This is a genomic window from Mycolicibacterium lacusdiani, from assembly GCF_021916785.1.
GTDB classification, from domain to species: domain Bacteria; phylum Actinomycetota; class Actinomycetes; order Mycobacteriales; family Mycobacteriaceae; genus Mycobacterium; species Mycobacterium lacusdiani.
Window position 1 is genome coordinate 149829 of record NZ_JAKCFC010000010.1, and the last position, 25744, is coordinate 175572.

Consider the following 25744-nt stretch of genomic DNA (forward strand, 5'->3'; position numbering starts at 1 on the left):
CTTCGTCGCGGGTGCGTGGTGCCGTCAGGCGGACCCGTCATCGGCTGACGGCGCCTCGACGAGAAGTGACATGCCGTGATGCGGAGGCATCTCCACCGCGAAGCTGTGCAGGTCGTCCACGGTCGCCAGCTGCTTGCCGGTGAACATGTCCGACACCACGCCACCCGCCGGGATCTTGTCCGATCGAACGGTGCCTGCGACCTCCTCGTTGGCGAAGTTCAGCACGGTGAGCTGGTAGCGATCCTCGTCGGCGAGCTGGTGCACCAGCACCAGCATCCCGCGGTGCGACACCTCGGGAATGTCGATCTGACGGCTCGTCGCGATGCCGTAGTGCGACCGCACTCGCAGGATGGCCTGCAATTGGCGCAGGAAGCTGGCGTCGTCTTCGAGCTGCTCGGGAATCGAGCCGTACAGGCTCCTGCCCCGCGGCATGCCCGCACTCGACTGTGTGGCGGTCGGGTTGACCCCCATCAGGTCGTGTGCCGCTCGGTGAATCCACCGGGTGTCGCCGCCGCGCAGCAGCTCCGCCACGTCGCCCGCGGGTAGCGTCAGCATCCCGCACAGGTCCCACCCCGACAAGGCGAAGACGCCCGGCTGCAGTGCGTTGAACATCGCCAGCAGCAGGTGCGCCCGGCGGATGCGATCCACGTCGGAGATCTCGTCGAGGTCGGTGATGCCCAGGGTCGCCGCGATGACCGTCGCGGTGGTGCATGCGATGCCGTTGGTGGTGAAGACCAGGTTGTACGGGCCGTTCTCGCCGGTCAGACGAGTGGCGAGGTCGGACCGAATGGTCTCCCCGAGGGCCTCGCCGGTGATCTCCTCGCCCTTGTAGGTGTAGACGTCGTCGCGGTGGCCGGTGGACCAGTGCACGAGTTCGTAGGTCAGCTCGTCGTGGTTCTGCAGCGCGTGCACCAGCGAGGCCGGGTCGACGTTCAGCTCGAGCGTCGTGCGCAGCGTCAACCGAAGGAACTCGGTGTCCGCGGTCGCCAGGGCGTGCTGGTAGGCGGGGCGGTTGACGAAGTCGTAGGACAGGTCCGCCCCGGCCTCGCCGATCTCGCGGATGTCGTCGATCGTCAGGTTGAGTTCCTGGAAGGTGAAGCCGCCCACCTTGCGCACCATGCTGGCGATCAGGTGGTTGGCGGCCTCGGACAGCGGATGGCCCTCCGACCAACCCACGCCGTCCTCGGCAGCGGTCTTCTCCGCGCCCAGGAAGCCGTTGGCGTCCAGGCGCAGTCCGCCGGTGCCCAGGTCCGTCAGCGAATGCAGTGCATCGCCGATGACCAGCCGCATGCCTGCGAAGGAAGGGTCGAGCCAGTTGATCGACGGCTGACCGTCCTTGAAGTAGTGCAGGTACACCCAGCGTCGTTCGACGCCGTCGACGCCGACCACGGGACGGGTCACGCTCCAGTTGGTCTCCTTGACGCCCTCGGCGTAGAAGATGACCCGCTGCAGCCGCCCGATGATGTAACCGGCCTTGTCGAGCCACTCCTCGGTGGCGGCGTCGATGTTGACCGAGTCGACACCGGGCGGGACGTCGGGCAGGTGCTCCCAGTCCCGCGGGTCGATGTCGACCATGTGATAGATGCCGGGGTAGTCGGCGTACTTCAGTTCGGCGAGCCGGAAGTCAGCGCCCTTGCCCGTGTGGCCGGGCACGATGTCGTCGATGATGGTGCCGCCGTACCAGTTGGCGGTGCCGCACATCTTGCGGAATTCGTCCTCGGTGCCGAACGCCGGATCGATCTGCGTGCTGATCCGGTCGAAGTGACCGTCGACGCTAGGCGTCGTCTCCCAGCCGGAGATGCCACCCGCCCGCTTCACGGGGCCGGTGTGGATGGCCTCGATGCCGATGTCGGAGAACGCCTGCCACATGTTCTCGTCGGCCATCGAGTGCAGGAACGACTCGTTGGGGCGGGTGATCAGCGACAGCGGGTAGGCCGTGAACCACACCGAGGCGGTCTCCACGGCGCCACGCGGACTGGGATTCGCGTACGGGTTCTGCCACATCGAGCCCTGGCCGGAGAACTGCTGGCTGATCTCGTTCGCATCCGCCAGCATCGACTGGGTCAGCAGCCAGGAGACGTAGGCCTGGTTGTCGCCCGTCGCCGGACCGTCCTGCGTGACGGATCGGCGTGTGAAGGGAGCCTTGACGCGTGGCCGGTACCGCAGCGAACGGGGACGCGCGGGATGCAGGTACTCGTCGAAGGTGACTTCACTCGGCTCGTTGCCCTGGTCCTCGGTGGTGTGATCCTCGGTGCCTTGATCGTCGTGTTCCGACTCGGCCGCCTGAGACATGTATGCCCTTCACGAAGTAGTTGCCTGCCCGGACCGATGGTCGATCAGTCCTCCGGACTGGTGTCCGTCGCAGTATTGCCAGCTTGGCGCGCTGTTGAAACAGTCAGCCGCGGCCGAGCTTCTCCTTGACCAGCTCGGTGACGTATTCGCCCGTCGAGACCGGTCGAAACGCCCTAGCTGCTTCGGTCAACGCGTCCCGGGCGGCGGTGGTGAGTTCCACGTCGGCCGCCGCCACGTTGAACTCGAGCTGCTCGACGCTCGAGGCACCCGGGATGGCCACGACGCCCGGCAGGCTGATCAGCCAGGCCAGCGCCACCTGCGCCGGTTTGGCGTCGACGTCGGAGGCCACGTCGCGCAGCGTGTCCAGCAGCGGCTCGACGCGACGCAGGTTCTCGGTGCCGAACAGTGGATTCAGTGCGCGCACACCGCCGGGCCGATTGTCCGGCCCGTACTTGCCGCCGAGCAGTCCCTGGGCGAGTGGGCTGTAGGCGATCACCATCCGATTCTCGCGTTCAGCGAACGGCACGAGGTCGTCCAGCGCGCCGGGATGGGCCAGCGAGAAGTGCACCTGATTGCTGATGACCGGTCGGCCCAGCGCGGCGTCGGCCTTCTGCCAGCGCGCCAGCGAGTAGTTCGAGACGCCCACCGCGCCGATGACTCCGTCGTCGAGCAGGTCGCGCATCCCCGGCATGATGACCGAATCGGGCACCAGCGGATTCGACTGATGAATCTGGTAGAGCGGGATGCGCGTCAGCTGCAGTCGCTTGGCGCTGGCCCTGGCCCGTTGCTTCACGATGGCCGGGATCGGTGCGACGGGCATGATCTTGCTCGCCACGGCGACCTCGGCGCGCTCGTCTCCGAGGGCATCGCCGAGGATGCGCTCGCTCTTGCCGAGGCCGTACACCTCGGCGGTGTCGAAGAGCGTCACGCCGAGTGCGCGGGCGCGCGCCACGATGTCGCGTGCGGCGCCGGTGGCGTACTGGTCGCCGTAGCCCCATTCGCGCGAGCCGAACTGCCAGGTGCCCAGACCGATACGGCTGACCCGACCCACTCCGTCGAACTCGAGATACTTCACGGGGTCAACCGTAGTGACCCGCAGGCGATCGTGACGGACGGGCGGGTCCCACGGTCACAGCCCGGCACGCTCGAGCGCTTCGTCGAAATCCTCCGCCGCCACCTTGGCGCCCTTCCCGTCGGCCAGTGCCCGGGAGTAGACGGCCACGGCCTCGTCGCCGAAGCGGGCGAACCTCGCGTCCCACGCCTCGCTGCCGGACCTCCAGTACCCGGTCACGTCGAGCTGATCCACGGCCCAGCCGAGCCCGCGGAAGTGCTTCCGCACCGCACGCGACTCGGCGGCCTCGCCTCCGAACCAGCAGTACCCCCGCCCGTCCGGGTGCGGCCACGTGCGGACCAGCTCGGCGAGGCGACTGGGACCCCGTCCGTTACCCGTGCCGACGGTCGGGATCACGGTGACGCCGGAACGGACGGGTAGGTAGTACAGGTCGTCGACGTCGAGAACCTCGACCAGCGCGGTGACCGACGCTCCGGCGGGCAATTGCTCGACGATGCGTGCCGCGGCGGGCAGCCCGGACAGGTCGGCCACCAGCAGCTGCCAGTCGGCCGCACCGGGCTGGTACCAGGAGCGTGCGTGATCGAGGCCGACCTTCGCGCCGACCGTCGTCGTAGTGGCCCACGTCGAGCCGATCCCAGGGCCATGCACCAGGACGTCGATGTCGATCCGCTCGGCCACCCCGTCGACGAGATGGCGGCGCACCGTGTAGTTGCGGCCGGGGTTGGATGAGTCTTTGGGTTCGAACTGGGCGGGCTCGAAGTACACCCCGACCGCCGAGTCGCCCTCGGGTCGCAGGCGCAGTGTGGCGGGATCGTGGACGTCGAGCGTGATGCGCTGCATCCTCGAGGTCACCTGAGCGACGGCGACGACGGTGGCAAGGGTGAAGGTCATCGGGGGCGAGGTTACGCGGGCCGCGGTAACTAACACCTCCGCTAATTGGCCAGGTACCTTCGCAGCGTGCGCTCGGACTCCGGACTCGCCTTGGCTGATGGCCTCGTCGCCATGTTGGTTACGGCGTGAACCCGCTCGCATCCGCACTGGCCGACCGGCTGCGCACCAGCGACAACCACCTCGTCGTCCTCACCGAGGGTGTGTGGCAACACCATCCGTGGCCTGAGGTGCTCGAGCGCGCCGAGAACGTGGCCGAGCGTCTCCTCGACGCCGACGTCGACGCGGTGGGTCTGGTCGGCGAACCCACGGTGGAGTTCATCGCGGCGATAATCGCGGCGTTCCTCGCCGACGCGGCCGTGTCGATCCTGCCGGGCCCGATCCGCGGTGCCGATTCCGGCCAATGGGCCCAGTCGACCTTGGCGCGCTTCGACGGCATCGGCGTGCGGCGGGTGTTGAGCAACGGCACACAGTTCGACGGACTCGCCGCAGCAGGTGGGCCGCTACCCGTCGACGGACTGACCGACGTCGCGACCGCCTCGCGCAGCACCGCCTTCGTCGCGCCGAGTGGCCCGGCTACCACCGCGATCCTGCAGGGCACCGCCGGATCCACGGGAACCCCTCGGACGGTGCGACTCTCACCCGAGGCGGTGCTGGCCAACCTCGACGGGCTAAACGCGCGCATCGGCGTGACCCCGGCCGACGTCGGGTGCTCGTGGCTCCCGCTCTACCACGACATGGGCCTCAGTTTCCTGCTGTCGGGTGCGCTCGGCGGTACCGACGTGTGGCAGGCCCCCACGGCGGCGTTCCAGGCGTCGCCATTCCGGTGGCTCACCTGGCTGACCGAGAGCCGCGGCACCATCACGGCGGCGCCGAACATGGCCTACGGCCTGATCGGCAAGTACTCGCGTCGCGTCACCGACGTCGACCTCGGCCCAGTGCGCTTCGCGCTCAACGGTGGCGAACCCGTCGACGTGGAACTCACACAGCGGTTCGCCGCCGAGATGGCTCGGTTCGGATTCTCCGAGGGCGCCCTGTCGCCGTCCTACGGTCTGGCCGAATCAACCTGTGCCGTAACGGTGCCCGTGCCCGGCGTCGGCATGCGGGTCGACGAGACGGCGATTCGGACGGCAGACGGCGCCACCTCGTCGCGGCGACATGCCGTGCTGGGCGAGGCGATACCGGGGATGTCGGTGCGGATCGAACCCCGCGAGGACATCGGGGCCGAACACCACGACCGCGAGATCGGCGACATCCTCATCCGCGGCACGTCGATGATGAGCGGCTACGTCGGAGAAACGCCCCGCGACCCCGAGTCCTGGTTCGCCACCGGCGATCTGGGCTACTTCACCGACGGCGGCCTCGTCGTGTGTGGCCGCGCCAAGGAGATCATCACCGTGGCGGGGCGCAACGTCTTCCCGGCCGAGGTGGAGAGGGTGGCGGCCACGGTCCCCGGGGTTCGCGAAGGTGCGGTGGTCGCGGTCGGCATCGGCGAACGGTCGATTCGACCTGGGCTCGCCGTCGTGGCCGAGTTCCGCGGACCAGACGAGGCAGGCGCGCGGGCAGACCTGATGCGTCTGGTGGCGTCCGTCTGTGGCGTGATGCCTGCCGATGTGACGTTCGTCCGGCCCGGCTCACTGCCCCGCACGTCGTCGGGCAAGCTGCGCCGACTCGAGGTGCGGCGCAACCTAGAGGACGGCCGGAGCTGACGTCAGCCGGCTGGCGGGGGTGGCAGTGGCGGCGGCGGAAGGATCAATCCGGGTGGCGGTGGGGGCGTGCCGTCGACGGGGGCGGGCGGCAGGTTCTGCACCAGTCCCGGTGAGATGACGGTCCCCGGTGGCGGTGCCGTGCCCGGCAGAGGTTGACCCAGTTGCTCCTTGGGCATCTGACCGAGGAACCCGCCCTTGAGCCGTCCGTCGCGGTACAGGTCGACGTAGCGTCCGAGCCATTCGCGCTTGCCCACGTCGGCGTTCTCCTGCCCCGGGGCCACGTCGAACTGCTGGCCCTCACCGGGTGCGGCCGGAACCTCGTTCTGCGGCAGGCCGTATGCGTTGTTGAAGACGTTGAGGTTCGGCACGACGCCGGGCCCGGCACCTGGCGGCAGCGGTGTGGGATTGAGGCCCAGCACGCTGCTGCGGTCCAGCCCCGCCATCGCCGGTGCGCCGAGTCCACCCGGCACGCCGGGTTGACCGGTTTGCCCCAGCACGCCCAAGCCGTTGGTCAGCGGTTGACCGAGTACGGGAACGGTGGGACCCGGCGGTGGCGGAGGAACCGGAAGCCCGGGCGGTACCGGCTCGGCGACGGCGGTCGCCGGGAAGGCGACCGCCGCGCCGATCAGTGCGGCGCCGACGGCGACACCGACGGCCCTACGCGGAGTCAGGGCCCCGATGTCGTTGCGTGACGCCATGATTGCCTAGACCGACTTCGTCACGCCGTAGTAGGCGACGATGTCATCGGTGTCGGTGGTCGAGCTGGTGAGCGTCGCGTAGGACCGCAGGAACGACTGACCCACGCAGCCGTCGACCTTGATGTGGGTGTCCTTGATCGTGACGCGGACCGGAGCGGCCTTGTAGGACTTCTTGTTGACGGCGACTTGCTGCACCGTGCCGGGCTTGGCGTGGATCTCGATGGTGCCCGAGACCGGGAACGACAGGGCAGGCGCGAAGACGGGACCGCCCGCGGGGAAGCTCAAGCCGCCGAGGCCGATGCCGGCCTGGCCGATCAGGCGGACCTGGCCGAGCTCGATGCCGCAGCCGATCTGGTATCCGCTCTCCATGTTGCCGCCGCTGAGCGTGGTGCTGCCTTCGCCGGTGACGGTGCCGGTGAAGGTGCCGCCGACGAGGTATTCACGCGACGACACAGCGGTGGTCAGCGGTGCGATCGGCAGCTGGGTCTCGTTCGAGGCGGTGACGGTCAGCGTCCAGCCGTCGGGCGTGGTGACGACTCCGGGAGGGGCCGATGCGACGACACCGGTGTCCGGCGGGGGGCCGGGATTGCCCGCCGGGTCGACGGGGGGCTCGGCGAACGCGAGTGGGGACGAGACGGCGAAGGGGATGGCGACGAGCGTGGCGGCCACCGTGGCAAAGCGATTCATTGTGCTCTTTCGTTCTCGGTGAGGGGAAGTCGGACGGCCGGTCAGACGGCTTTGGTGACGCCGATGTAGGTGATGACGTCGTCGGTGTTCTCCGTCGACGACGTCAGCGTCGCGTACGAGCGGATGAAGGACTGTCCCGCGCACTGGTCGGTCTTGATGCGCACGCCGGTGATGGATACGCGCGCCGTGGTGCCCTTGAAGGACTTCTTGTCGATCGCGACGGTCGTGACGGTGCCGGGCTTGAGGTAGACCTTGCCCTGCAGGCTCACGCCGGCGCTGACGCTCGGCAGGCCGATGGCGCTGATACCCGGGTTGATGCTGGCGCCGGGGTTGATCTCGACCTCGTCGGAGACGATGCCGCAACCGATTTGCTCACCGGCCTCCAGCGTGCCACCGGCCAGCTTGGTCTTGCCGTCGCCGGTGATCCTTCCGGTGAAGGTGCCGGCGATGAGGTACTCGCGCGAGGAGATCGCCGTGGTCAGCGGTGCCACCGGCAGTTGGGTCTCGTTGCTGCCGGAGACCTCGACGTGCCAGCCGTCGGGGGTGTCGAGGATGCCGGGAGCGGCGGACGGTACGGCGCCCTCTGGCGGCAGCGGATTGGACACCGGGACGATGGCGGGATCGTTGGGAGGCGGCGGTGCTGGCTCCGCGAACGCGAGGGGCGTGGTGCCGGCGGTTGCCAGTACGCCGATGGCAGCCAGGGTGGCGAAGCGAGTGAGCATGGGGTCGTGGGCGCCTCTCGTTTGTCCGGACCGCAGCGGCCCGGGGGATCTGTCGCGTCGGAGCATCCACGGGAAGAGTTGCCGATCGGTGAACGGATGGCCAATGGTTCACGCCGCGTTCCCGTCGAGTGGGCACGCAGGCGTCGCGGCGTACACCGTTGTCTGCGAGGCATTTTCGGCTGACAGCGAGTCGGCAGCCAGCGGACACTCAATCGCCGCCCGAGTACACCCCGCCGGGCGCCCTTCGTTCACCATCCGGACATGTCCTGCTCTGAACGTAGGGGAGCCCGTGGCACCGACGACGTTGCCGAGGCGGAGAGGTCGCATCAACGCGGCCCACTTGGAGGGAGTGAACGTGGAGTCATCACACGTTGCAGGACGCGCGGCGATCGGGACGCTCGTCGGGTTCGCCATCGCGCTGTCGATGGCATCGGGTGCCGGCGCCGAGCCCGAGGACGTCGTCGATCCCGGCCTGCCTGCTCCGGTCGTCGCGCCGGTGACCGCCGACGACGCCGACCCCGCCGCCGTGCTGGCGTGCAGCCAGTTCGCCGAGGTCCTCACCGCAACCGCCACCCACTATGGCGATTTCGCCGATGCGCTGGAGACCTATGAGCATCCCGACTACGACGACCCGGCGACCAGCACCAGCAACGTGACGGCCCGGACCGCCCTGCGGCAGGGCGCGGGCGTAACCATGTCAGCGGCGAACACGCCCGGCCTGTCGCCTCAGATCGCCGAACCGATGCGTTCGTGGTCATGGGGCGCAACGAAATTGCTCGTCAAGATGGGTGTTCGCGGCGGCAGGGAAACCCTGAACACGACTGCCGACGACATGAACACCGACGCCTCGAACGTCCAGGCGGCGTGTGCTACTGCCGGAACCCATGCCTGACGTCGGTGCCATGGCGCGCCTCGTCGCTGCCCTCTTGGTCGTCGCGGCAGCGCTGCAGGGCTGCTCGAGCGAAAGGGCGCAAGGCGCAAGCGAACCGGCGACTGTGCCTGCATCGGCTTTGGTTCGGTCGTTGGCGAGCGTCGCTGACATCAACCGCGTGATGGACGGCACCGCGATGACGCCGCATCCGGTGACCGACACCATGGCAGACGATCGCGCATTGCTGCCCAACCTCAACTGTCTGGGCGTCTGGCAGCCTGACCAGGCTGCCATCTACGGTGCGCCGGGGGAGCCCGACGGGTGGAATGCGCTGGCGCGCCAGACGCTTCGCACCCCTGACACCGAGCAGTGGTCCAGCCTGGTGCGTCAGTCCGTCGTGGCGTACCCGTCGGCCGACGCCGCCCAACGGTTCTTCGACCAGTCGGCGCAGCGGTGGTCGCAGTGCACCAACCACCGCGTCAACATCACTCTCAACGACAGGCCGATGCCGAAGTGGCTCTCGGGTGACCTCGGCCGCGCCGAGGGTCAACTCGCCATGCCGGTCGCCATGGGCATGGGCGCGGAAAACCGCGTCTGCCAACGAGTCCTGTCGATCTACTCGAACGTCATCATCGACGTCGAGGCGTGCCGTCCACCGCTGCCGATCGTCACCTCGGCATCGGAGATCGCCGCGAAGATCCAGCGGAGCCTGCCTGCCTGACGGCGTAGCGGGCACGAACGCGCACCGCGTTCTTGGCGACCTTGCCGTTGGTGGTGGTGGGAAGGGTGTCGACGAACAGCACGTGCCGCGGCCGCTTCCACGGTGCCAGGACGGCCCGCACGTGCGCGACGAGATCGTCGGCGTCGGGTGATGACCCGGCCCGAGCCACGACCACCGCGCAGATGGCCTCGCCCCAATACTCGTCGGGCACTCCCACCACGGCCACCTGGTCGACGTCCCCGTGGGTCGACAGGGCGTCCTCCACCTCCCGAGAGCTGACGTTCTCGCCGCCGGTGATGATCACGTCCTTGCTGCGGTCGAGGATGACGAGCCGGTTCGCCCCGTCGATCCGTCCGACGTCGCCGGTGTTCAGCCAGCCGCCGTCCGTCACCGGCCGCGGATCACGCCAGTAACCCACCGCCACTTGCGGTCCGCGCACCTGGATCTCGCCGACGTCACCGCCTGCGATGCGGACCTCCACACAGCTGTGCGGCCGCCCCGCGGTGGCCAGCACTCCTGCGTCACCGCCGGCGCCCGCCCGGTGGTCGTCCGGGCCGAGAAACGTCACGTTGCCCCCGGTTTCGGTCATCCCGTACCCCTGATGGAAGCCGACGTCGAGACGTGCCATGGCGCGGCGCAACAGGTCGGCGGGGATGGCGGAGGAGCCGTAGGCGATCTCACGCAGCGTCGGCAGGTCGGCGCCCGTGTCGTCCAGGTGGGCGAGGAGCCTGTGCAGCATGGTGGGTGCCAGCGAACACGACGTGACGCCGTACGCGTTCACGGCGGCGACGAAGGCCTCCGGCCGGAACGCGGGTACCGGCACCACCGTCGACTGCGCCGCGTGGTGCACGAGCACGTTGTAGCCGGCGACGTGACACATCGGAAACGGCAGCAGATAAACCCCGCCCGAGCGCACGGACCGGCCCTCGACGGTGCCGTGCACCGCCGCGATGATCGACCGATGCGTGTGCAGCACCCCCTTCGGGGAGCCGGTCGATCCGCTGGTGAACAGCAGCCAGGCGGCGTCGTCGGGGTTCGCGCCGACCTCGACCTCCGAATGCCGCTGTGCCGCTTGCCATTCGGCGGAGTCGAAGCAGATCGCCTGCGCGGTCGTCGTGGGTAGTTCGTCGAGGTAGCGGGCGTCGCCGACGATCATCGCCGGTTCGATGGCGGTCAGCAGTGACGCCTGCTCGCTGGTGCTCAGTCGTTGGTTGACCAGCGCCAGCACCGCCCCGCTGCGCGGGATCGCGTAGTACAGCCGGGCGTAGTCGACACCGTTGTCGGCGATGACCGCGATGCGCTCGCCGCGTCCACATCGCTGCGCTGCCCATCCCGCGAGGCGCGCGATTTGAGAGTCGAACTCGGCGAACGTGATCGAGGTGCCGTCGTCGGCGATCACGGCGGGCCGATCGGGCACGGCCCGTGCGGCCGACACCACCAGGTCGTGCAGGAGCGGGCCGTCGGTCGGCATCGGTGTTCAGGACCCCGTCTCGGCGACCCGCCGCCGGTAGGACGACGGCGTCTCGCCACAGAACTGGGCGAAGCACCGGGTGAACGAGCTGAGGTTCTCGAAACCGACTGCCGTCGCCGTCGCCTGCACCGACTGACCCGGCGCGGCGAGAAGCGCCATCGAGCGCAGCATCCGCGCCTGCAGAAGGTAACTGCGCCAGGGCATTCCGAGCGTGTCGGAGAACAGCCTGCGCAGCGTGCGCTCCGATACGGCCACTGCGCGGGCCACGTCGTCTGCGGTCACGGAATTCAGGTGTTCCTTGGTGTAGGCGAGCGCCGCGGCGACGATCGGATGGTCGGAGGTCGGAAGGCTCAGCGGCGCCTCGTGATCGAGTGCCTCGGCGACCAGCGCGGCCAGGGTGCGGAAGAAGTCGTCGGATCTGCCGTCGCCCTGCGCGCGGTCGATCGGCCAGCGCAGCGCGTAGATCATCATCTCGCGGATCAACGGTGACACGGCGATGATGCGCGCCCGTCCGCCCGCGTCGCGAATCAGCTCCGGCGCGAACATCACCGCGACGGTCTTGACGTCCGGATTCATCACCGCCTGGTGTTCCAGGCCCACCGGAATCCAGGCTGCCTGCTGCGGCGGCAGCAGGTAGTGGGCCGAGTCGGTCTCCACCTCGACGACGCCGTGCAGGGCGTACTCGATCTGATGCACCTCGTGCGAGTGCCACCCGGTGATCAACCCGTCGCCCTCGTACAGGTAGCTGCCCGCCATGGCGCGGCCGCCGCGGCGCAGTTCGATCACCGGCCGGAACGCGGCGTTGCGAGTGGTCGCCCGAGCCTTGGCCGAAAGAGTCAAACCTCTGTCCGAAGGTGCAGAGACGGTCACGGGATCCGAGGGTACTAGTTGAGACATGAAAGCCGAAGACCTGATCCTGGTGAGCATCGACGACCACGTCGTCGAGCCGCCGGACATGTTCCTCAATCACGTGCCTGCCAAGTACAAGTCCGAGGCCCCGATCGTCGTCACCGACGACAAGGGTGTCGACCAGTGGATGTATCAGGGCAGGCCACAGGGCGTCAGCGGCCTCAACGCCGTCGTGTCCTGGCCGCCGGAGGAGTGGGGCCGCGATCCCGCAGGCTTCGCCGAGATGCGGCCCGGCGTGTACGACGTCCACGAGCGGGTCCGCGACATGAACCGCAACGGAATCCTGGCCTCGATGTGCTTCCCGACCTTCACCGGGTTCTCGGCACGTCACCTCAACATGCATCGCGAAGACGTCACGCTGGTCATGGTGTCGGCCTACAACGACTGGCACATCGATGAGTGGGCGGGCAGCTACCCGGACCGCTTCATCCCGATCGCCGTACTGCCGACGTGGAACCCCGAGGCGATGTGCGACGAGATCCGCCGGGTCGCGGCCAAGGGGTGCCGTGCGGTCACCATGCCGGAGCTGCCGCACCTGGAAGGACTGCCCAGCTACCACGACGAGGACTACTGGGGTCCGGTGTTCCGGACGCTGTCGGAGGAGAACGTCGTGATGTGCCTGCACATCGGCACGGGCTTCGGAGCGATCAGCATGGCGCCCAACGCGCCGATCGACAACCTGATCATCTTGGCCACCCAGGTGTCGGCGATGTGCGCCCAAGACCTGCTGTGGGGGCCTGCGATGCGCAACTACCCGGACCTGAAGTTCGCGTTCTCCGAGGGCGGCATCGGCTGGATCCCGTTCTACCTCGACCGCAGCGACCGGCACTACACGAACCAGAAGTGGCTGCGCCGCGACTTCGGGGACAGGTTGCCCAGCGATGTGTTCCGCGAGCACTCGCTGGCCTGCTACGTGACCGACAAGACGTCACTGCGGCTGCGCCACGAGATCGGCATCGACATCATCGCCTGGGAGTGCGACTACCCGCACTCCGACTGCTTCTGGCCGGACGCACCCGAACAGGTGCTCGCGGAACTCAACGGTGCCGGCGCCGATGACTCGGACATCGACAAGATCACGTGGCAGAACTCGTGCCGGTTCTTCGGCTGGGATCCATTCGCGCGTACTCCGAGGGATCAGGCCACCGTCGGTGCGCTGCGCGCCAATGCGACAGACGTGGACGTGTCCATCAAGCCGCGCAAGGAGTGGGCGCGCCTGTACGAGGAGAAGCACCTCGCGGCGACGACGTAGGAGTTTCCGTCACGCATTCTTCGCACGCCGTTCGCGTCCACTACCTACGGTTGGCGGGTGTTCACAGTTTGCCATCGGCTTTTACGCCTCCCCGCCGTCCTGCTCGCGGGGGCCCTCGCGGCATTGGCCCTGACGCCAGTTCCGACGGCGTCCGCCATTCCCGCGAAAACCGCTCAACTCGACCACGGCGGTCTGCCGCGCACCTACGTGGTGCACGCGCCGTTCGGCGTCGAACGTCCGTCGGCGCTGGTGATCAACCTGCATGCCGCAGGCGGCACCGGTGGCGGACAGGCCGGACTGACCCGCTACGACTCCGTTGCCGACGCCAACGGGTTCGTGGTGGCCTACCCCGACGGCATCGACCTGAGTTGGGCCGACGGCCGGGGGGCCTCCGTCCCAGATCGACAGGGAGTCGACGACGTCGGGTTCATCTCTGCGCTGACGACCAAGCTCGTCGCCGACTACGGCATTCCCAGTGGTCGCGTCTTCATCACGGGCCTGTCCGCAGGCGCTTTCATGGCCAACCGGATGGCGTGTGAGCGTGCCGACCTCTTCGCCGCCGTCGCTCCGGTTGCCGGGACGCTCGGAACCAACGTCGCGTGCAACCCGTCCCGGCCGGTGTCGGTGTTCGCGACTCACGGAACAGTCGATCCGATCGTGCCCTACGGCGGCGGCGGCATGACGGGGCGCGGCGGCGCCAGCACCGTCGTCCCGGCACCGGCGATGGCGGACCGCTGGCGACAGGTCGACGGTTGCCCGCCGCCGGTCGACGAGACCCTGTTCGGCGCCGGGTACGGACAGCAGATCCAGCGCACGACGTCAGCGCCGTGCGCCGCCGGAACCGCGGTGGTGTTCAACCGCGTCGACGGGGGAGGCCACACCTGGCCGGGAGCCCCCGCCCTGATGGACACCGCAGGAGCGACGACCAACGTCATCGACGCATCGGTGGCGTCGTGGCAGTTCTTCGACACCCACGGACGGTGAGCGACCGCGACTGATCAGTCGGCGGGTTCGTACCGCAGCATGGTGATGCCGGCGTCGGGATGGTCGGTGAACACCGGCCGAACCCGCATGCCGACCCGGACTTCATCGGGCGTGGCGTTGACGATCTCAGTGGAGAAGCGCGGTCCCTCGTCCCATTCGACGACGGCGAGGATCTGAGGCACGTCGTCGACGAAGTGCGGTGAGACCGGTCGATGGCTGACCGTGAACGTGTACAGCGTTCCTGCACCGCTGATCTCGCGCCACTCCAGGTCGTCGGCCAACGTGCCGGGTGCCAGCACCCGGGGGTAGAACACGTAGCGGTCGGCAGACGGCGAGTACTGAATGCGGATCTCGTGTCTGGCCAGGGCATCCCAGAAGGGGCGCGTCGTGGGCGTGGGAATCGGCATGGGCCGGCTGGTCGTGCTCATCGTCAGTCGCCCTCCAGGACGAGGGTGGTCTGCTCGGAGAGGATGCCGCCGTTGCCCGACACGAAGGCGCGGTGGCAGTCGGTGACCTGGGCTCGATCGGCACGTCCCATGATCTGGCGGGTCGCATCGCACACGTGGTGCATGCCGCCCGCCGTGCCTGCCTGGCCGTAGCCGAGCTGACCGCCCGCGGTGTTCATCGGGAAGTCGCCGCGGAACGTGAGGTCGTGGTCCGCAACGAATTTCAAGCCCTCGCCCTTGCTGCAGAAGCCGGCGTCCTCGAGGCTCAGCAGCGCGGTGATGGTGTAGCAGTCGTAGATCGATGCCATGTCCATGTCCGACGGTCGCAGACCTGCCATCGTGAAGGCACTTTCGGCCGCCTTGATCATCGGCGTCTGCAGCAGGTCCTCGGCGTACGTCGGCGTCTTGTAGGGCACCCGCTCGCCGAATCCCTTGATCCACACCGGCCGATTGCGGCTGCGGCGGGCGACTTCTGGGTTCGCGACGAGGACTGCCGCACCGCCGAGCACGGGCATCACGATCTCGAGCATGTGCAGAGGCGACGCGATCACCGGACTGGCGAGCACGTCGTCGATCGTGAGTGGCGTATCGGCGAAGATGGCCCCGGGCGTGTGATTGGCGTTCACCCGCTGGTCGACGCTGATCTTGGCCATTGCCCGCTCGTCGTAGCCGTGCGTCGCGGCGTAGAGCGTGGCCACCTGGCCGTAGGGGCCGTTCTGGCCCAGATTGCCGTATGGGATCTCGAATTCGGCCTGTGGTGACCCGTATCGGTTGCTCGACGCGCCGAAGTACAGCATGTCCCCGAAGTCGACCGGCTTGTGCTCGCTCACGGGGGTCAGGGGAGTGGCGGGTAGGACGCACAGCACGGCGTTGCAGATTCCCAGCTCGATCGCTGCCGCTGCACGCCACACCATGCCCGAGGCGCTGGCGCCGCCGAGGTCGACGAGTTCGGCGAAGTTCGCCCGGATGCCCAGGTACTCGACGATGGTCGACGGCACGAAGATCTGCGATTCCTGCAGGTGTCCGGTGCAGATGCCGTCGACGTCGGAGGCGTCGAGGCCGGCATCGGCGAGCGTCGCCGCAGCCAGACGTGCCCACTGCTCGAGGTTGAACTCGAGGGGTCCGGTGGGCCGCTTGGTCGCGGGAAGTTCGGTGAAGCCGACGATCGCGGCCTCGCCACGTAACCCCATACCCGTTGTCCTCCTGCAGAAGTGGTGGCCGGTGTGGCGCTGCTAGCCGTCATCCCCCGGGAGGATCAGCGACAGCATCGTGTCGAGGCGATCGGCCATGGTTCGGTAATCGATGTCGCGAGACTGGGCCTGCAGCAACGCGCCCCAGAACACGGTTTCCACGGTGGCGAGCACCTCGGGCCATGCCCCGGTGCCGAGCGCGGCCGCCACTCGGCGCCGTACCTCTGCTGCGATGCGTGCACGCACGTCTGCGACCGCTGGATCGTCGGTCGACAACAGGGCACGCGTGCACATCCGGGCCAGGCCGGGCCGGTCGGCCAGGATCATCGTGATCGAGCGCAGCTGCGAACCCACGCGTGCCTCGACGCGGGCGGATCGGTCGACCACCAGTGGCAGCGTCGAGACGTGGTGCAGGTACAGCTCGGCGAAGACTGCGTCGACCGAGGGGAAGTGCGCGCGCAGGGCCGTCGGCGCGACGCGAGCACGCGCTGCGAGCGCGGCGACCGAGACGTCTGGATGAGCCGATTCGTCCAGCATCGAGGCGGCGGCACCCAGTACGCGCTGCTGCGTGCGTCCGTGGTGGGCGTGTGGGTCCCGTAGGCGGGCGACATGGGTCACCGCTGAACTGGACATGTGTCCAGGCTAGCCGACCTCAATGGGGTTGGCAATGACCCGCGAAACATCCACCAACAGGACGAAATACCAGCTTGGAGGCCTGCGCTCGCCTCGCGACGCGTAGTGCACCCACGGTCATCACGGGATCCGTGCCGGACAGGTGTCCAGGGGCGGTCAGCCCGCCGTCGACTCCGCGTACCGCGCGAGGTGGAAGTCGGTGCTGCCGAATTCGTACTGAACGGCCGTCAGGCGCTTGAAGTAATGGCCGATGGCCAGTTCCTCGGTCATGCCCATCCCGCCGTGCAACTGCACCGCGTTCTGTCCGACGAACCGAGCCGCGCGCCCGATGGTGACCTTGGCCGCCGACACGGCCTTCGCCCTCGCAGTCTCGTCGGCCTCGAGGTTGAGGACGGCGAGCAGTACCGCTGCCGCGGCCTGCTCCACCTCCATGTGCATGTCGACCATGCGGTGCTGGAGAACCTGGAAGCCTCCGATCGGCTGCCCGAACTGATGCCGCTGCTTGCTGTATTCGACGGTGTCGGCCAACACCTTTCGCATGCATCCGACCGCCTCGGCGCACACCGCGGCGGCACCCTCGTCGCGCGCCCGCGACAGCGATGGCCACGCCGCGCCGTCGTCACCGAGCAGGGCGTCGGCAGCCAGTCGCACGCCAGAGAACTCGACGTCGGCCGCCCAGCGGTCGTCGACCGTGCGGTACGCGTGCTGCACGAGGGCGGGGCCCGCAGCCTCGACGTCGACGAGGAACAGCGAGGTGCCCGACTGCGTGCGCGCCGTCACCAACAGGTGCGTGGCGAGCGGGGCGGAGACGACGACGAGCTTGGTGCCGTGCAGGAGCCAGCCGGTGCCGTCGGTCGTCGCGGCCGTCGTGACGCGCGACCAGTCGTCGCCCGACTCCGCTTCCGATGCCGCCAGGGCGACGACGGCGTGCCCCGCGGCGATCTGCTCGAGCAGCGCGGTGGCCCGAGCGCCGCCGGCGCGGCGCAGCAGGCCGGCGGCCACCACCGCGGTGTCGACGTAGGGCTCGACCACCAGCGCGTGGCCGAGCGCCTCGGCGATCACCATCACCTCGACGACGCCACCCCCGATGCCGCCGACGTCCTCGGGCAGTGCGGCGCCGAGAATGCCGAGGTCCTCGGCGAAGGCGCGCCAAGTCTCGGGCTGCCAGCCCGCGCCGGTCTTGACGGCGGCCCGGCTGGTGGCGAGGTCGTACCGCGTCGAGAGGAACTTGGTGAGCCCGTCGCGCAGCATCTTCTGTTCGTCGGAAAGCGTGAAGTCCATCTACAGTCCCAACTCCGCCTTGGCGAGGATGTTGCGTTGAATCTCGTTGCTACCGGCGTAGATCGAGCCCGCGCGATCGTTGAAGTAACGCAGCGGCGCGACGGCCTGCCACGGCTCGCCGCTGACGTATCCGTCTGACGGAGGCCTGAAGTCGGCGACCGGGCCGCCGGGACGGGTGGCATGGGGCTGATACGCGCGGCCGCGAGGTCCAGCGGCCTCCATTGCCAGTTCGGTGATCGTCTGACTCAGCTCGGTGCTCAGGATCTTGAGCATCGACGAATCCGTTCCGGGATGTCCGCCACCGGATAGCGCTGCGAGAACCCGGAATTCGAGGATCTCGAGCACGTCGGTGCGGATGCGGGCGTCGGCCAGCTTGCGCGAGAACGACGGGTCGTCGACCAGGCGGCCCCCCGCGGGTCCCGGTTGTGCTGCCGCGTTCGCGGCCACCTGCTCTGCCATCACTTGAAGCGCAGGCGCCGTTGCCCCACCGCCACGCTCGAACTCGAGGAGGTACTTGGCCACGGTCCAGCCGTCGTCGATCTGCCCGATCACGTTCGACTTGGGAACCCGGACGTCGTCGAAGAAGACCTGGTTCTGAATCTCCTCGCCCGAGGTCATGACCAGGGGCCGGATCTCGATGCCCGGCGAGGTCATGTCGATCAGGGCGAACGTGATGCCCTGTTGCTTCTTGCCGGTGCGGGACGTGCGGACGAGGGCGAACATCCAGTTCGCCTCCTGGGCGTGGGTGGTCCAGATCTTGCTGCCGGTGCAGACCAGGTCGTCGCCGTCGTCGGCTGCTGCCATGGTCAGCGAGGCCAGGTCGGATCCGGATTCCGGTTCGGAATAGCCCTGGCAGAAGAACACCTCGCCGGTCAGGATGCGCGGCAGGAAGTAGTCCTTCTGCGCGGGCGTGCCGAACGCGATGATGGCGTGGGCGACCATGCGGATGCCCATCGGCGACAGTGACGGCGCGCCCGCCAGCGTCGACTCGCGGCTGAACAGGTAGTGCTGGGCGAGGCTCCAATCGCAGCCGCCGTACTCGACCGGCCACGCAGGCGCCGCCCACCCGCGCTCGTGGAGGATGGCCTGCCACTGCAGGCTGGCCTCGTGGTCGCTGTACACGCTGGTCATCAACCGGCCGGCGTCTCGCAGGTCCGGTGTCAGCTTCTCCCGGAGGAACGCCCGGACCTCATCGCGGAACTCGAGGTCGGCGGCGGACCACGTCACGTCCATGGGTCTTCCCGTCAGTCGAAGCGTCTTCGAAGACAGTAAACCTAGTTAGTCAGGTGGGAGGCACCCCGGGTGTAGGCGAAGCGGTGACGCTCAGCGATCCTGCGCGGAATCACCCGGTTGGTCGTCGCCGCGGGTGTCGGTCGGGCGGTCGGCCCCGCGGGCGTCGCCGCGCAGTGACTGCCGCGCCAGGAACTCGCGGTAGTAGGCCAGCGAATCCTCGGAGATCAGTGCAGGAAGCAGCAGGGCCCAGGTCCGGCCGAATCGTCCGCGGAGGTCCTTGCCGTCGGTCAACGCACTGGACAGCAACTCGGCGCCGAGCAGCGAGCCGATGATGGCGCTGCTCGCCTCGGCCGGGTCGAGTTCGGAACGCAGGTCGCCCTCGGCGATGGCGCTCGTGGTCAGCATCGTCATCTCGTCGAGCAGCACGGCGTACGTCTTCTTTGCCGCGGGATTGAATCCGCCGAACGTGCGCAGCAAGCGGCCCGCGGCCTGGGCGACACGGTCGTTGCCGAGCACGTCGGTGACCACGAACAGCCCGTGCACGATGTTCTCCATCGCGGGGGAACTGGACCGGCCCGCCGCGCGGAACGATTCGAGGACCTTGTTCGCGCCCTCCTCGATGATCGTGGTCGCCAGGGCTTCCTTCGAATCGAAGTGGTAGTAGAGCGCACCCTTGGTGAGGTCGGCGCGTTCGATGATGTCCGCCAATCCAGCGGCGGGATAACCGATCTCGTTGATCAAATCAATTGCCGAGTCGATGATCCTCCGTCGGGTCGCCTCGGATCTGGCCTGGCGCACCACGTTCGACTACCTCCGTTGGCTCGGTCCCCGGAAACAAGCTAAAGCGGAATCATAGAACGTCGGTGCTGCGCGACGCTGCATTCTTGATCGCGCGTGCGGTGCGTCGCTCCACGAAGCCCTTCAGATACGGGAGCCGGTCCGGGCTGGCGAAACCCGGCAGGATCAGTAGCCAGAGCGCCTCGAGATCGCACGTGAACGCCACCGGATCGTCGAGATTGCTCGTCTGCCGCAGGCCCAGGTACAGCGACACCACCAGGCGGGCGACGTGTGCCGGGTCGACGCCCTTTGCGATGTCGCCGTCGTCGGCCGCACGTCGAGCGAGGTCGGTGAAGGCGGTGACCCATCCGTCGAGCACCTTGGCCTGCAGGCCATCGAACCGGCCGAGTGCCTCGAGGAGGTTGAGCCCGGCGCGGGCCATGTCGTCGCAGATGTCGTCGCTGCCGATGCGGTAGGACAGTTCGATCATCGACTCGAGGCCGGGGCGCGACTGCGCAAAGGCCTCGTCGAATGATTCCGCCCGCGCCTGCGCATGGTTCTCCACGATCGCGATGGCCAAGTCGTGCTTGGAGCGGAAGTGGAAGTACAGCGCGCCCTTGGTCACGTTGGCGATCTCGAGGACGCGGTCGAGGCTCACTCGACCGTACGGCTCGCGCGCGAGTTGCTGCGCCGCTGCTCGCAGGATCTGCATGCGCGTGCCGTCTGGTCGACGTTCGGGGTTGTCACTCACCGTTGTTGCCCGTTCTCGACTTTCCGTGCTGACCGACCCCCGCGTGCGTGTACGCCCCAGGAAGTTGTACACGTATTTGCTGCGATCCACGGCCTAGAAAGGGGGGCCGCACACCGCCGGACTCCGGGTCCAGGTACGCACTGCGTAGCATCCCATAGGTATGTAAAGTCCGAATCGTGATGACTTCGGGTCTAGCTCCGGAAGGGGTCGGCCACCACGTCGATACGGCTCGGCGCCGCCCTGACGTGCACCTTCGGCCTGCGGCGCCCACGACGGCGCCGTGGCGACCGGGTGTCTCGCCGAGACCCGGCCCCGCCCGCTTCCGCACAATGCTTCGACACCGCCAACGGCCGGGATGGCGGGTCGCTGAGTGAGCATCGTCACAGCAGCCGAACCCGGGGGTAGCTGATGCAGAAGTGGGACCGCGAGGTCGACCTCGTCTCGATTGGTGCCGGCGTCGGTGGACTCGCGGGAGCGATCGCCACCGTCGACACGGGATGCGACGTCTTGGTCGCCGACGCCCCACCGGCTCGCGCGCAGCGGGGCTCGGGAGTCGTCACGCGGCGGCGCGTTCGAGCCTGCGGTTGGTTGATCACCGAGGCCACCGACGCCCAGACCGCCGACTACTTCGCGGAATTCGCCGCATGGGTGCCAGGGTCTGCCCACGTCGCCCGCGACGTGCCGGTGCCGACCCGCGTCGTCAGCGCGGTCCGCGATGGCGAAATCGAACCCTTCATCGGCTCCCGTCTGAGCGATTGGGCCGTGCAGTGCCTCACGTCGCCCTACGGCATGCTCCACTCCCGCGTCTTCGCCAGGGGAGACCACACGATGCGAGCAGCCGACGGCGGGACCGTCGAGGTGTTGCCCATCGGCTCGATCGGCTGGCGCCACGGCATGGGCGCGCCCGAACTGCGGGACTGGATGGTCGGCCAGGCGCGCAGTCGCGGCGTGGACGTGCTGACCGGTACGCCACTGCACCGGCTGGTGTTCGACGACGGACGCGTGGTCGGCGCCGTGTTCGGCACGCCGGATGGGCCCCTGGCGGTGCGTGCCCGCAGGGGCATCAGCGTGGCGCCGACCGAGCACGAGGGGTTGACCGGCCAGCCCGTGGCAGGCGTCGGCGGTGAGCAGCGACGGGTGTGCCTGGTGGGTCGTACCGCGAGCCGCTTCGGTCGCGTCGAGATCTTGCGCACGGCCGCGCCGGACGCCGGCACCCGCCCGCCGTGCTCAGCCGTGCACCGAACGCTGCGCGACGCGCGCTACTCGCGCTCAGGCCCCGGGCACTGCCGGAAAGTGAACTGAGACGCCACCCTCGACGAGCAGCGCCAGCATCTCGTCGCCGGCCAGGGGCTCGGAGAGCAGGAAGCCTTGCGCCCGCTGGCAGCCGTGGCGCAGCAGTGTCTGCGCCGCAGCCTCCGTCTCGACGCCCTCGGCCACCAGCTGCAGACCGAAGGCATCGGCGAGCGCGATGATCGCACGCACGATCGCGAGGTCGTCGGGGTTGCGGCCCAGATCCGTCACGAAGCTGCGGTCGATCTTGAGGACGTCCACCGGCAACTGCTTGAGGTGTGCGAACACGCTGTAACCGGTACCGAAGTCGTCGATCGCCACCTTGACGCCCGCCTCACGCAGCCCGGCCAGCGTGATGCTGGTGGTCTCCAGGTCGTGCACCACCACGCTCTCGGTGATCTCGACGCACACCGACCCCCTGGGCAGGTCGAACTCGGCGAGGATGCCGGCCACCGACTCGACGAAGCCCCCGGCGACGAGCTGCACGGGAGAGACGTTCAGCCGCAGTACCACGTCGTCGGCGACGCCCGTGGCGCGCCACCGCGCGAACTCCGCACAGGCGGTGCGCATCACCCACCGGCCGAGTTCACCGGCCAGGTTGATGGACTCGGCCACCGCGATGAACGAGGCGGGGGACAGCAGCCCCCGGGTCGGGTGTTCCCACCGCACCAGGGCCTCGGTGGCGAGCACCCGTCCGGTGCGCATGTCGACCTCGGGCAGGTAACGCAGGAACAGGGCGCCGTTCTCGATGACGTTTTGCAGGTGCAACTCGATGTCGTTGCGGAACTCCGACTCCAGCGCCATCTCCTCGGTGGCCACCGCGACGCGGTTGCCACCCTCTGCCTTCGCGGTCATCAACGCCTGATCGGCCCGGCGGAGCAGTTCCTTGGTGGTGTCGCGACCGGGAACGCCGAGCGCCACGCCGATGCTGACGGTGCGGGTGAGCATTTCGCCGTCGATGGCGACGCGCTCGCGCAGTACGCCGAGCAGGTGTTCGGCGAGTTCCTCGGCTTCGGTCGCAGAGGTCGGCTCGGTCGGCACGACCACGAATTCGTCGCCGCCCAGGCGCGCGATGACGCTCGGGCGCTTGGTGCTCTGCTGGAGCCGGTCGGCGAGCACCCGGATGAACCAGTCGCCGGCCGTGTGTCCGAGGTAGTCGTTGATGGTCTTGAGCCGGTCGAGGTCGAAGTACAACGTCGCGACGGGACCCGGGCTACCCGGCGCCAGCCTGGCCGCCAGGTGGTCGAGCAGCGCGCGGCGGTTGCACAGGCCGGTCAGGTCATCGTGTTCGGCGCGGTGACGGAGCTGATCCTCGGCCTTCACCCGCGCCTGCACCTGCGCGAACAGCGACCCGATGGCCTCGAGGGCGTTGAGTTCCTCGGGTCGCCACTCGCGATCGCCGAACTTCACGAAGCCGAGCACGCCGGTGGTGAGGTCGCCGGACACCAGCGGTGCTGCGGCCATCGACGTCTGGGGGACCGTGCGGGCCTCCTCGATGCGCCGCTGGTAGTCCTCGTTCTCGGGCCGGAACACCAGCGGCTTCTTGCCGTGCTCCGATGCCGCGAACACGGGGTCGGCATCGGCGAAGTAGACGACGCCGAGCGGGTCGGGGTCGGGTACGTCCAGGCGCTCCGGCCACTCGGCTACCAGCAGCGACGCCCGAATCGAATGGTCGTTGTAGCGCAGGAAGCTGACGTCGACGTCGAAGTACGCGACGAGCATGGCGAGCACCTTGCGGGCCGCCGGGACGGAGGTGGCCGCATTCGACGCCATGAGATCGACGGCGACGTCGGTCACCAGCCGCTCAAGGCTTACGCGAGGCGTTCCTCCGGACATTGTGTAGACAGTATCGCCGGTCGTGTGCGTTCACGCTGCGTACGCCCCGACCGACGCCAATCAGTCATCTCGGGCGCGGAACTTCGGTCTCGGCCAACTGCGGGCGCGTCGCTGAAGACGAGCGCTGCGCGAACGGCCGCGGGCGGACGGGACCCGTCACACCGGCGAGGTGCGCAATTCGGAGGACTCCGGTTCGACCACTCACCGCAACCTGCCGGCAACGTCGACCCCGCTGAGCGCGCGGTGCGGCGTGGTCGTCGAAGATCGGCGGGCGACAGGCATCCGGCTACCCGTCGCACCCGTCCTCGACGAGGCCTCCCGCACGGCCCCGTCGGCGGACATCTCGCGCACCTCGGCGGCCGCGCTACCCGCCGGCGCGCGTTGGCGAGCGACCCATGGCGGACGGCCAGGCCGCCTCGGCTCGGTCCGTCTACGGTGCGGTGATTGTGGCAATTCGGCCTGCCGTAGCGCTCGTCACGCCGTTGCGGGCGGTCACAATGCGATCGCCGGACGGGACGCGATCGCAGCGGTCTCCCGCAGGATCTTCGACAACTGTTCGGGCTCAGCATGATTGGCGAATGTCCGCCTGTCCCACCACATCATCTTCGTGCGGTAGCGGTCGTCGGGGTACGCCGCCGCGGGGATGGGGGCCACCACACCGCCCGACGATCCCCAGCGCTCCAGGATGTGAGGCGCGGAGGTCGCCATGCAGAACTGGATGCCCATGAGTTCCAGTGCGTGAAATCCACTGCGCGCGAGAGCGGTGGACACCAGGCCCGCCCGGGTCCGATCATCGGTCGTCCACGCCGACTTCATCTCCAGGATGCCGAACGGCGCCCGGTCGTCGATCATCTTGCGCACCATGGGCAACCCCTCGTGGCCCGCCCACTCCACCACGGCGTGCGAGTCGTCGGCTCCCGTCAGCGGCCCCTTGGCACGAACGCCGCCCAGCATGACCCCGTCGTCGTCGACCAGTGCCCAGAACATCGCGGTGTCCGCCCCGTCGGCGATCGCCGCCACGTCGAGCGCCTTCTCGACGCCATGCTTGCGGTAGCTGCGCTCGGCGCAGCACAAGTATTCCGACCACAGCGCGGAGTCGAGTCCCGGGGTCGATATGACCATCGTGGCCCTCGAGTCCCGGTCCCACCAGCTGATGTTCTCGGGCATGCGGAAGGCCGCGTAGTCGTGGAATTCGAAGCTGGGAACGCTCATTCAATGCCCCATTCGTAGGGCAGCCGAGCGGCCTAGTACGGCGCCGCTGGCCGCCGTTCATTCGCATCGGATTAATGCGAATCGCGCAGTCAGTATCGGGCCGTACGAGCCAGGAAACCAGCCGTGAAATATGGTTACCCGCAGGTCACAAGCCTAAGCCGGGAAATTGTGCAGGCGCGTCAAAACTCTGCAATGACAATTTGGCTTATTAGTCCAGCGTACGAACCAGACCGGCAAAATTCGGCGCGAAATCCGACCAATTCCCCGGTTTTTCAGCAAATGGGAGATTGTGTTCAGATCGCGCAGCGACTACATCTATTACGGGCGGCGTACGGCGCCGCGATCACACCGAGAGGAGCAGGCGTGAAAGTCTTCAAGGATCTGAACGAGTTTGCAGCGGCCCAGGGCAGCCAACTCGGCCCCACCGAATGGATGGAGATCAGCCAGGACCGCGTCAACCTGTTCGCCGACGCCACGGACGACCACCAGTGGATCCACGTCGATCCGGAGAAGGCAGCCGACGGCCCGTTCGGAGGCACCATCGCCCACGGACTGCTGACGCTGTCACTGCTCCCGCACTTCTCTCACGACCTCTACCGCGTCGACGGCATCTCGCTGGCGGTGAACTACGGCTACAACAAGGTTCGCTTCATCACGCCGGTCAAGGTGGGGGCGAGGATCCGCGCCCGCGGCGAGGTGACCGCGATCAACCAGCTCGAGAGCGCGGTCCAGGCGACCACCACGATCACCGTGGAGATCGAGGGCTCGGAGAAGCCGGCGGCGGTCGCAGAGTCGATCATCCGCTACATCGCCTGACGC

General features: G+C 68.3%; 24 protein-coding genes. 7 read left to right on the forward strand and 17 right to left on the reverse strand.

Annotated elements, in window-relative coordinates; translation table 11 throughout:
- Window positions 1–24: 24 nt before the first annotated feature.
- The 3 genes from treS to LOK44_RS24735 form a co-directional block, all read right to left on the reverse strand.
- Window positions 25–2292, reverse strand: coding sequence for a maltose alpha-D-glucosyltransferase (treS, locus tag LOK44_RS24725; RefSeq protein WP_237572726.1), 2268 nt, complete (start codon window positions 2290–2292; stop codon window positions 25–27).
- 103 nt (window positions 2293–2395) lie between these two features.
- Window positions 2396–3367: an aldo/keto reductase gene (locus LOK44_RS24730; protein ID WP_237572727.1), complete on the reverse strand. Its 972-nt coding sequence runs from the start codon at window positions 3365–3367 to the stop codon at window positions 2396–2398.
- Window positions 3368–3421: 54 nt separating this feature from the next.
- Window positions 3422–4255, reverse strand: coding sequence for a siderophore-interacting protein (locus tag LOK44_RS24735; RefSeq protein WP_237572728.1), 834 nt, complete (start codon window positions 4253–4255; stop codon window positions 3422–3424).
- A 125-nt stretch (window positions 4256–4380) separates the two neighbouring features.
- On the opposite strand from LOK44_RS24735, the gene mbtM reads away from it, so the two are divergent.
- Window positions 4381–5961 (forward strand): long-chain-fatty acid--ACP ligase MbtM, encoded by a 1581-nt coding sequence (mbtM, locus tag LOK44_RS24740; RefSeq protein ID WP_237572729.1) that lies wholly within the window; start codon window positions 4381–4383, stop codon window positions 5959–5961.
- A gap of 2 nt (window positions 5962–5963) precedes the next feature.
- Here the strand turns inward: mbtM and LOK44_RS24745 are convergent, their stop codons facing one another.
- From LOK44_RS24745 to LOK44_RS24755, 3 genes are read right to left on the reverse strand one after another with little or no spacing between them, the layout of a single operon-like run.
- Window positions 5964–6659 (reverse strand): hypothetical protein, encoded by a 696-nt coding sequence (locus tag LOK44_RS24745; RefSeq protein ID WP_237572730.1) that lies wholly within the window; start codon window positions 6657–6659, stop codon window positions 5964–5966.
- A gap of 6 nt (window positions 6660–6665) precedes the next feature.
- The gene (locus LOK44_RS24750; RefSeq protein ID WP_237572731.1) at window positions 6666–7346 is read right to left on the reverse strand and encodes an MspA family porin; all 681 of its coding nucleotides are present in this window, start codon (window positions 7344–7346) and stop codon (window positions 6666–6668) included.
- 41 nt (window positions 7347–7387) lie between these two features.
- Entirely contained in the window at window positions 7388–8068 is a 681-nt protein-coding gene (locus LOK44_RS24755) for an MspA family porin (RefSeq protein ID WP_237572732.1), read from the reverse strand.
- A 355-nt stretch (window positions 8069–8423) separates the two neighbouring features.
- On the opposite strand from LOK44_RS24755, the gene LOK44_RS24760 reads away from it, so the two are divergent.
- Together LOK44_RS24760 and LOK44_RS24765 are read left to right on the forward strand one after the other, a co-directional pair.
- Window positions 8424–8960: an Rv2240c family protein gene (locus tag LOK44_RS24760; protein ID WP_237572733.1), complete on the forward strand. Its 537-nt coding sequence runs from the start codon at window positions 8424–8426 to the stop codon at window positions 8958–8960.
- A 130-nt stretch (window positions 8961–9090) separates the two neighbouring features.
- Window positions 9091–9660 (forward strand): sensor domain-containing protein, encoded by a 570-nt coding sequence (locus LOK44_RS24765; RefSeq protein WP_237572734.1) that lies wholly within the window; start codon window positions 9091–9093, stop codon window positions 9658–9660.
- Here the strand turns inward: LOK44_RS24765 and LOK44_RS24770 are convergent.
- Window positions 9608–11131, reverse strand: coding sequence for a class I adenylate-forming enzyme family protein (locus LOK44_RS24770; RefSeq protein ID WP_237572735.1), 1524 nt, complete (start codon window positions 11129–11131; stop codon window positions 9608–9610). The genes LOK44_RS24765 and LOK44_RS24770 overlap by 53 nt on opposite strands.
- Before the next feature lie 6 nt (window positions 11132–11137).
- Window positions 11138–12001 carry an AraC family transcriptional regulator gene (locus LOK44_RS24775; protein WP_237572736.1) on the reverse strand — a complete coding sequence of 288 codons (864 nt, stop codon included), beginning with the start codon at window positions 11999–12001 and terminating at the stop codon, window positions 11138–11140.
- Window positions 12002–12026: 25 nt separating this feature from the next.
- Between LOK44_RS24775 and LOK44_RS24780 the strand changes: the two genes are divergently transcribed.
- Together LOK44_RS24780 and LOK44_RS24785 are read left to right on the forward strand one after the other, a co-directional pair.
- Window positions 12027–13292: an amidohydrolase family protein gene (locus LOK44_RS24780; RefSeq protein ID WP_237572737.1), complete on the forward strand. Its 1266-nt coding sequence runs from the start codon at window positions 12027–12029 to the stop codon at window positions 13290–13292.
- Window positions 13293–13349: 57 nt separating this feature from the next.
- A complete protein-coding gene (locus tag LOK44_RS24785) occupies window positions 13350–14276 on the forward strand; it encodes an extracellular catalytic domain type 1 short-chain-length polyhydroxyalkanoate depolymerase (protein ID WP_372481313.1) in 927 nt (308 codons plus the stop codon).
- A gap of 14 nt (window positions 14277–14290) precedes the next feature.
- On the opposite strand, the gene LOK44_RS24790 is transcribed toward LOK44_RS24785, so the two are convergent.
- The 7 genes from LOK44_RS24790 to LOK44_RS24820 form a co-directional block, all read right to left on the reverse strand.
- The gene (locus LOK44_RS24790; protein ID WP_237572738.1) at window positions 14291–14704 is read right to left on the reverse strand and encodes a Zn-ribbon domain-containing OB-fold protein; all 414 of its coding nucleotides are present in this window, start codon (window positions 14702–14704) and stop codon (window positions 14291–14293) included.
- A 2-nt stretch (window positions 14705–14706) separates the two neighbouring features.
- On the reverse strand, window positions 14707–15912 hold the full coding sequence (locus LOK44_RS24795; protein ID WP_237572739.1) for a thiolase family protein: 1206 nt from the start codon (window positions 15910–15912) through the stop codon (window positions 14707–14709).
- Window positions 15913–15954: 42 nt separating this feature from the next.
- Window positions 15955–16545 (reverse strand): TetR family transcriptional regulator, encoded by a 591-nt coding sequence (locus LOK44_RS24800; RefSeq protein WP_237572740.1) that lies wholly within the window; start codon window positions 16543–16545, stop codon window positions 15955–15957.
- A 156-nt stretch (window positions 16546–16701) separates the two neighbouring features.
- A complete protein-coding gene (locus LOK44_RS24805; protein WP_237572741.1) occupies window positions 16702–17826 on the reverse strand; it encodes an acyl-CoA dehydrogenase family protein in 1125 nt (374 codons plus the stop codon).
- Window positions 17827–19059 carry an acyl-CoA dehydrogenase family protein gene (locus tag LOK44_RS24810; RefSeq protein WP_237572742.1) on the reverse strand — a complete coding sequence of 411 codons (1233 nt, stop codon included), beginning with the start codon at window positions 19057–19059 and terminating at the stop codon, window positions 17827–17829.
- Window positions 19060–19149: 90 nt separating this feature from the next.
- Window positions 19150–19860: a TetR family transcriptional regulator gene (locus LOK44_RS24815; RefSeq protein ID WP_237572743.1), complete on the reverse strand. Its 711-nt coding sequence runs from the start codon at window positions 19858–19860 to the stop codon at window positions 19150–19152.
- Between the two features lie 49 nt (window positions 19861–19909).
- Complete coding sequence (locus tag LOK44_RS24820; protein ID WP_237572744.1) at window positions 19910–20587, reverse strand: TetR family transcriptional regulator; 678 nt, start codon at window positions 20585–20587, stop codon at window positions 19910–19912.
- 408 nt (window positions 20588–20995) lie between these two features.
- On the opposite strand from LOK44_RS24820, the gene LOK44_RS24825 reads away from it, so the two are divergent.
- On the forward strand, window positions 20996–21889 hold the full coding sequence (locus LOK44_RS24825; protein ID WP_237572745.1) for a hypothetical protein: 894 nt from the start codon (window positions 20996–20998) through the stop codon (window positions 21887–21889).
- Here LOK44_RS24825 and LOK44_RS24830 read toward each other — a convergent pair.
- Both LOK44_RS24830 and LOK44_RS24835 read right to left on the reverse strand, forming a co-directional pair.
- Entirely contained in the window at window positions 21857–23713 is a 1857-nt protein-coding gene (locus tag LOK44_RS24830) for a putative bifunctional diguanylate cyclase/phosphodiesterase (protein ID WP_237572746.1), read from the reverse strand. The two genes, LOK44_RS24825 and LOK44_RS24830, sit on opposite strands and share 33 nt — an antisense overlap.
- A 492-nt stretch (window positions 23714–24205) precedes the next feature.
- The gene (locus tag LOK44_RS24835) at window positions 24206–24925 is read right to left on the reverse strand and encodes a hypothetical protein (protein ID WP_237572747.1); all 720 of its coding nucleotides are present in this window, start codon (window positions 24923–24925) and stop codon (window positions 24206–24208) included.
- A 363-nt stretch (window positions 24926–25288) separates the two neighbouring features.
- Here LOK44_RS24835 and LOK44_RS24840 point away from each other — a divergent pair, with 363 nt between their 5' ends.
- Complete coding sequence (locus LOK44_RS24840) at window positions 25289–25741, forward strand: MaoC family dehydratase (RefSeq protein ID WP_237572748.1); 453 nt, start codon at window positions 25289–25291, stop codon at window positions 25739–25741.
- Window positions 25742–25744: the final 3 nt, after the last annotated feature.

What these genes read in the sequence shown, in the direction of transcription:
- LOK44_RS24790 (WP_237572738.1), bottom strand. Translation starts at nt 14,704, where the DNA reads ATGAGCACGACCAGCCGGCCCATGCCGATTCCCACGCCCACGACGCGC.
- LOK44_RS24795 (WP_237572739.1), bottom strand. Translation starts at nt 15,912, where the DNA reads ATGGGGTTACGTGGCGAGGCCGCGATCGTCGGCTTCACCGAACTTCCC.
- LOK44_RS24750 (WP_237572731.1), bottom strand. Translation starts at nt 7,346, where the DNA reads ATGAATCGCTTTGCCACGGTGGCCGCCACGCTCGTCGCCATCCCCTTC.
- LOK44_RS24755 (WP_237572732.1), bottom strand. Translation starts at nt 8,068, where the DNA reads ATGCTCACTCGCTTCGCCACCCTGGCTGCCATCGGCGTACTGGCAACC.
- LOK44_RS24745 (WP_237572730.1), bottom strand. Translation starts at nt 6,659, where the DNA reads ATGGCGTCACGCAACGACATCGGGGCCCTGACTCCGCGTAGGGCCGTC.
- LOK44_RS24830 (WP_237572746.1), bottom strand. Translation starts at nt 23,713, where the DNA reads ATGTCCGGAGGAACGCCTCGCGTAAGCCTTGAGCGGCTGGTGACCGAC.
- LOK44_RS24825 (WP_237572745.1), top strand. Translation starts at nt 20,996, where the DNA reads ATGCAGAAGTGGGACCGCGAGGTCGACCTCGTCTCGATTGGTGCCGGC.
- LOK44_RS24810 (WP_237572742.1), bottom strand. Translation starts at nt 19,059, where the DNA reads ATGGACGTGACGTGGTCCGCCGCCGACCTCGAGTTCCGCGATGAGGTC.
- treS (WP_237572726.1), bottom strand. Translation starts at nt 2,292, where the DNA reads ATGTCTCAGGCGGCCGAGTCGGAACACGACGATCAAGGCACCGAGGAT.
- LOK44_RS24800 (WP_237572740.1), bottom strand. Translation starts at nt 16,545, where the DNA reads ATGTCCAGTTCAGCGGTGACCCATGTCGCCCGCCTACGGGACCCACAC.
- LOK44_RS24835 (WP_237572747.1), bottom strand. Translation starts at nt 24,925, where the DNA reads ATGAGCGTTCCCAGCTTCGAATTCCACGACTACGCGGCCTTCCGCATG.
- LOK44_RS24805 (WP_237572741.1), bottom strand. Translation starts at nt 17,826, where the DNA reads ATGGACTTCACGCTTTCCGACGAACAGAAGATGCTGCGCGACGGGCTC.
- LOK44_RS24780 (WP_237572737.1), top strand. Translation starts at nt 12,027, where the DNA reads ATGAAAGCCGAAGACCTGATCCTGGTGAGCATCGACGACCACGTCGTC.
- LOK44_RS24770 (WP_237572735.1), bottom strand. Translation starts at nt 11,131, where the DNA reads ATGCCGACCGACGGCCCGCTCCTGCACGACCTGGTGGTGTCGGCCGCA.
- LOK44_RS24735 (WP_237572728.1), bottom strand. Translation starts at nt 4,255, where the DNA reads ATGACCTTCACCCTTGCCACCGTCGTCGCCGTCGCTCAGGTGACCTCG.